This is a genomic window from Streptomyces tateyamensis (assembly GCF_003205575.1).
In the GTDB taxonomy this organism is placed as follows: domain Bacteria; phylum Actinomycetota; class Actinomycetes; order Streptomycetales; family Streptomycetaceae; genus Kitasatospora; species Kitasatospora tateyamensis.
Genome location: NZ_PYBW01000085.1, coordinates 26,847 through 27,047 on the forward strand (window position 1 = coordinate 26,847; position 201 = coordinate 27,047).

The window sequence follows — 201 nt, forward strand, 5'->3', positions numbered from 1 at the left end:
CCCCCGCCGCCACGGTGGTCGCGGCCCGCCTGCACGGCGCCTCGCTGGAGTACCTGGCGCTGGGCGCGGCACTGCTGGTGCTGCAGCCGCCCACCGGGGAGCCGCTGCTGGTCGGTGACAACCAGCCCTTTCCGCAGGGCGAGGAACTGCGCCTGGCGGCCCACCGGGCCGAACCGGGCAGCCCGGAGCGGGCCGCCCTGC

1 pseudogene is annotated in these 201 nt (G+C 78.6%); it reads left to right on the forward strand.

Annotated elements, in window-relative coordinates:
* Window positions 1–201: pseudogene (locus tag C7C46_RS35230) on the forward strand (integrase); the annotation flags it as partial.